Genomic DNA, 4,859 nt, shown 5'->3' with positions numbered 1-4,859 from the left:
CAGCAGATACAGCAGCGGCTGGCGCAACAGCAAACGCTGATGGCGCAGCGGGATGATCTGTTACGCAGGCAGCAGGCGCAGCAACAGCGGCTGCAGCAGCATCAACGCTGGCAGCAGTTCTGGCAGCAACTGCCCGCACTGATGCCGGAGACGCTGTGGCTGAGTCGCGTGGAGCGGCGTCAGGGGCAACTGGTGCTGGACGGTCTGGCGCAAAGCCTGGCTGATGTCAGCGCGTTCCGCCATCAACTGCAGACGCAACCGCTATTTGCGGCGGTGAAGCAGGGCAGCGTACAGCGTCAGGCGCAGGGGGATTACCGCTTCGCGCTGCGCGCCCGGCTGCAGGAGGCGACCGATGAATGAGCTCATCCAGCGCTGGCTGCAGCTGGCACTGACGTGGCGAATAGCCAGCCTGCATTTGCTGGCGCTGCTGCTACTCGGGCTGGCGTGGCTACTGCTGCTGCGTCCGCAACAGCAGCAATTCAGCACGCTGCAACAGCAGCTGTCACAACTGGCGCAGCAGCACCAGCAACGTCAGCAGCAGCTGGACGCGCGACCGGCCATCGGACAGCTTCAGGCGGAGATCGCAACGTTGCAGCCAGCGGCAACGGCGGCGTCCGTATCGTTAGAGCAGCTGGTGGCGGCGCGCGGCAATCAGCTCGAGGCCTGGCATCCGGACAGCCAGCCACAGCAGCTGGCGCTGCGCCTGAGCTGGCCGCAATTTCTGCCGCTGTTCAGCGGGCTGGCTGCGACGGCGTTAGCGGTGCCACAGCGTTTTCAGCTGCAGGCGGAGCAGGGCGTGTTACACAGCGAGTTCTGGCTGGAGAGTGACGATGCGGAGTAGCGCACTGGTGTTACTGCTGTGCAGCAGCTGGGCGCTGGCGCGCGATCCGTTCCAGCCGCTGGCTGCCAGCCAGTGTCAGGCGCCTGCTGCTGTGCCGCACGGCTGGCGATTACAGGGCATCATTGGTCGCGCGCCGCACTTTGTGGCCTGGCTGGTTTCACCGCAGGGCAAACGTCAGCGGCTGAGTGCACCGGCTGCTTTTCCGGTGGCACCGTGGCAGGTAACCCAGCTCAGTGCACATACGCTGGTACTGAGCGCCACGCAAAGCTGTCCGCCGCAGCACATCACATGGGTAATAAAAGGAGGATTTTATGAAAAGGATGACGCTGCTGCTGTGGCTGGCGCTGAGCAGTCCGCTGCACGCCGCTGATCAGCCCCTGAGCCTGGTATTTGATGATGCGCCGGTCGAGCGCATTCTGCAGGCGCTGGCTGACTATCAGCAAACCAACCTGTTGATCGCGCCGGGCGTGGAGGGGCGGCTGTCGCTGCGACTCGATAACGTCGGCTGGGAGCGTGCGCTGGCGCTGGTCACGCGGCTGGCGAAACTCACGGTGATCCAGGAGGAGGGCGTGCTGCTGGTCTATCCGGAGAGCTGGCAGCAGCGACAGGCACAGCAGGCACAGGCGGAGCGTGAAGAGAAGCAGCTGCAGGCGCCGCTTGAGCAGCGCACCGTCACGCTGCACTACGCCAGCGCCAGCGATGTCTACCGCAGCCTGCAGGCGGAACGCTCGCTGATGACGCCGCGCGGCAGCGTGACGGTGGATAGCCGTACCAACAGCCTGTTGCTGCGGGACAGCGCGCAGGCGCTGCGCGATACCGAGCGCTGGCTGCAGGCGCTGGATCTGCCGCTGGAGCAGGTTGAGCTGTCAGCGCACATTGTTACCATCAATGAAGAGCATCTGCGCGAGCTCGGCGTCAGCTGGAGCACCGCACCCGGCGATGTCGTCACCGGGGCGCTGCGCAATCCGCAGCTGCAGATGCCGCTGGCGGTGAGCAACCCGGCGATACGCACCGGCGTTACGCTCGGACAGATGAGCGGCGAACTGCTTAACCTGGAGCTGAGCGCACTGGAACAGGAGAACCAGATCGAAATCATCGCCAGCCCGCGGCTGTTTACCTCGCACCAGCAGACCGCCACCATCAAACAGGGCACCGAAATCCCGTACGAGGTGAAATCCGGCAACAGCGGCGCGACGGCGATTGAGTTTAAAGAAGCGGTGCTCGGCATGGAGGTCACGCCGGTAGTACTGGGCAACGGGCGCATTCAGCTCAGGCTGCGACTGAGCCAGAACATGCCGGGGCGCAGCCTGACGATGGGGGAAAGTCAGGTGCTGAGTATTGATAAGCAGGAAATCGCCACCCAGGTGACGCTGCGCGATGGAGAAACGCTGGCGCTGGGCGGTATTTTCCAGCAGCAGCGCACCCAGGGTGAAAAGCGCGTGCCGTGGCTGGGCGAGATACCGTTGCTCGGCGGTCTGTTTCGTCAGCAGACCGACGAACGCAAAAAACGTGAGCTGGTGATCTTCATCACGCCGCGACTGGTCAGGGAAGCAGCGCTTACCGCCGGATAAAGCGGAAAATTCGCTCCATATGACCAACTGCGTTGACGCAGGGCAGGAATTAGCATACAAGGTTTAGCGATTTTAAAACGGTGTAACGGAACGCGGCAGGATAACCTTCCGGCGGATGTCAGTGACAAGCGATACTGGCATCGAAAGAAATATGCCCGAATTATGGGTGGTACAGGACGTCAGTCACGGCACGCATTCCCCGGTTTACGCAGGTAAGCTAACGGGAGCGACAGGCCCGGCCAGCGCACCTGTAGCGCGCACAAGGATGGCAAAAATGGAAGAGCGTTACCGTCTCGCGAACCACAGACCGGTCCTGTTTGAAGGTCGCCGGGGGCAATTTATTCGGTTGCCAAACGGCCATGAGTGTTGAGATAATTTTCCGTCTGACTCTTGCTAACGCTCATGAGGTCTCAGTTCCTGTCCCGCCAGCAATGTGCTGAACGCGGGGTATCATCAACGAATTCTTAGTAATACCGACAAAATGGCAGAGAAACGCAATATCTTTCTGGTTGGGCCGATGGGTGCCGGCAAAAGCACTATTGGTCGTCAGTTAGCTCAGCAACTCAATATGGAATTTTTCGATTCCGATCAGGAAATTGAGCGACGTACCGGAGCGGATGTAGGCTGGGTATTTGATGTGGAAGGCGAAGCCGGTTTTCGCGATCGTGAAGAGAAAATCATCAACGAGCTGACCGAGAAACAGGGCATTGTCCTGGCGACCGGTGGCGGCTCCGTCAAATCCCGTGAAACCCGTAATCGTCTCTCCGCCCGCGGTGTGGTCGTCTACCTCGAAACCACCATCGAAAAGCAACTTGCCCGCACTCAGCGTGATAAAAAGCGTCCGCTGCTGCAGGTTGACGAACCGCCGCGCGAAGTACTGGAAGCGCTGGCTGGCGAACGTAATCCGCTTTATGAAGAGATCGCTGACGTCACCATTCGCACTGACGATCAAAGTGCAAAAGTTGTCGCCAATCAGATCATCAACATGCTGGAAAAAAATTAATCCAGCACCCTGAGGGCTCAGCAATAGGTATCGGTCATCATGGAGAAGATCACTGTCTCACTGGGGGATCGCAGTTACCCCATCACCATCGCTGCCGGACTGTTTAACGATCCGGCTTCTTTTTGGCCGCTGAAAGCCGGCGACAATGCCATGCTGGTGACGAATCAAACGCTGGCACCGATCTATCTGGACAAACTCGCGACGCTGCTGAGCAACGCCGGGGTGAAAGTGGATCAGGTGATTCTGCCCGACGGTGAGCAGTACAAAACGCTGGCGGTGATGGACGAGGTTTTCACCGCGCTACTGCAGAAGCCGCACGGCCGTGACACCACGCTGATTGCACTGGGCGGTGGCGTGATTGGCGATCTGACCGGTTTTGCTGCCGCCAGCTACCAGCGCGGCGTACGCTTTATTCAGGTGCCGACCACCTTGCTGTCGCAGGTTGACTCCTCGGTTGGGGGCAAGACTGCGGTGAACCATCCCCTCGGTAAAAACATGATCGGTGCTTTCTACCAGCCGGCTTCGGTGGTGGTTGATACCGACTGCCTCACTACGCTGCCGCCGCGCGAGCTGGCCTCCGGTCTGGCGGAAGTGATCAAATACGGCATCATTCTCGACGGTGAATTTTTCCAGTGGCTGGAGCAGAATCTTGATGCGCTGCTGGCGCTGGATAACACTGCCATGGCTTACTGCATTCGCCGCTGCTGCGAGCTGAAAGCCGACGTGGTGGCGGCCGACGAGCGTGAAACCGGCCTGCGTGCGCTGCTCAATCTCGGTCATACTTTTGGCCATGCGATTGAAGCGCATATGGGTTACGGCAACTGGTTGCACGGTGAAGCGGTTGCGGCAGGCATGGTAATGGCGGCGCGCACTGCTGAGCGTCTGGGTCAGTTCAGCGCTGCCGATACTGACCGCATTATTGCGCTGCTGCAGCGTGCTGGCCTGCCGGTTAACGGCCCGGCCAGCATGACGGCAGAAGCCTATCTGCCGCACATGATGCGCGATAAAAAAGTGCTCGGCGGCGAGCTGCGTCTGGTGCTGCCTCTCGCTATTGGCCGCTCCGAAGTGCGTGGCGGCGTGGCGCATGATATGGTGCTGGCTGCGATTAACGATTGCAAAGTATCTTGATTATCCCCGGACTACGTCGGGCTGCTGTCCGGCGGGGAACAGTGAGCAGTGATGCGGCACGTGGGAAGCGTGCCGTTTTACGGAGGAGGCTAAATGGATGAGTTCAAACCGGAAGACGAGTTAAAACCTGACGCCAGTGACCGCCGTCCCACGCGGCCTCGCAAATCGTCTTCTGCGCCGAAAGCGAAAGTACCGGTTTCCCGTCAGCATATGATGATGGGCATCGGCATTCTGGTGCTGCTGATTCTGGTGCTGGGCATTGGCTCCGCGCTGACCGGCCCGGACGAGAAGAAACCGGCCAGCAACAGCGCCAGCA

6 protein-coding genes and 1 pseudogene are annotated in these 4,859 nt (G+C 60.3%); all 7 read left to right on the top strand.

Features of this window, described 5'->3' with window-relative positions; genetic code table 11:
* Positions 1–360: PilN domain-containing protein (locus ERD80_RS16305; protein ID WP_136547653.1), on the top strand; the 360-nt coding region annotated here is incomplete at its 5' end.
* A complete protein-coding gene (locus tag ERD80_RS16300) occupies positions 353–841 on the top strand; it encodes a hypothetical protein (RefSeq protein WP_136547651.1) in 489 nt (162 codons plus the stop codon). The genes ERD80_RS16305 and ERD80_RS16300, both read left to right, overlap by 8 nt.
* Complete coding sequence (locus ERD80_RS16295; RefSeq protein WP_104094151.1) at positions 831–1,211, top strand: HofP DNA utilization family protein; 381 nt, start codon at positions 831–833, stop codon at positions 1,209–1,211. The genes ERD80_RS16300 and ERD80_RS16295 overlap by 11 nt, the downstream gene beginning before the upstream one ends.
* The gene (gene hofQ, locus ERD80_RS16290; protein ID WP_136547649.1) at positions 1,153–2,412 is read left to right on the top strand and encodes a DNA uptake porin HofQ; all 1,260 of its coding nucleotides are present in this window, start codon (positions 1,153–1,155) and stop codon (positions 2,410–2,412) included. Before ERD80_RS16295 ends, hofQ begins: the two co-directional genes overlap by 59 nt.
* A 481-nt stretch (positions 2,413–2,893) precedes the next feature.
* Positions 2,894–3,415, top strand: a complete 522-nt coding sequence (gene aroK, locus ERD80_RS16285; protein ID WP_010617392.1) for a shikimate kinase AroK — start codon at positions 2,894–2,896, stop codon at positions 3,413–3,415.
* A gap of 39 nt (positions 3,416–3,454) precedes the next feature.
* Positions 3,455–4,543, top strand: coding sequence for a 3-dehydroquinate synthase (aroB, locus tag ERD80_RS16280; RefSeq protein WP_058780177.1), 1,089 nt, complete (start codon positions 3,455–3,457; stop codon positions 4,541–4,543).
* A gap of 93 nt (positions 4,544–4,636) precedes the next feature.
* Positions 4,637–4,859: pseudogene (locus ERD80_RS16275) on the top strand (SPOR domain-containing protein); the annotation flags it as partial.

The organism is Pantoea sp. R102 (genome assembly GCF_004916815.1).
Classification (GTDB): Bacteria; Pseudomonadota; Gammaproteobacteria; order Enterobacterales; family Enterobacteriaceae; genus Pantoea; species Pantoea dispersa.
Note: the sequence above shows the minus strand (reverse complement) of the source record. Positions and strands in the feature narration are given on the sequence as shown.

Bases quoted from the DNA above. Each gene is read 5' to 3' on its own strand.
- ERD80_RS16300 (WP_136547651.1), top strand. From the start codon at position 353: ATGAATGAGCTCATCCAGCGCTGGCTGCAGCTGGCACTGACGTGGCGA.
- hofQ (WP_136547649.1), top strand. From the start codon at position 1,153: ATGAAAAGGATGACGCTGCTGCTGTGGCTGGCGCTGAGCAGTCCGCTG.
- aroK (WP_010617392.1), top strand. From the start codon at position 2,894: ATGGCAGAGAAACGCAATATCTTTCTGGTTGGGCCGATGGGTGCCGGC.
- aroB (WP_058780177.1), top strand. From the start codon at position 3,455: ATGGAGAAGATCACTGTCTCACTGGGGGATCGCAGTTACCCCATCACC.
- ERD80_RS16295 (WP_104094151.1), top strand. From the start codon at position 831: ATGCGGAGTAGCGCACTGGTGTTACTGCTGTGCAGCAGCTGGGCGCTG.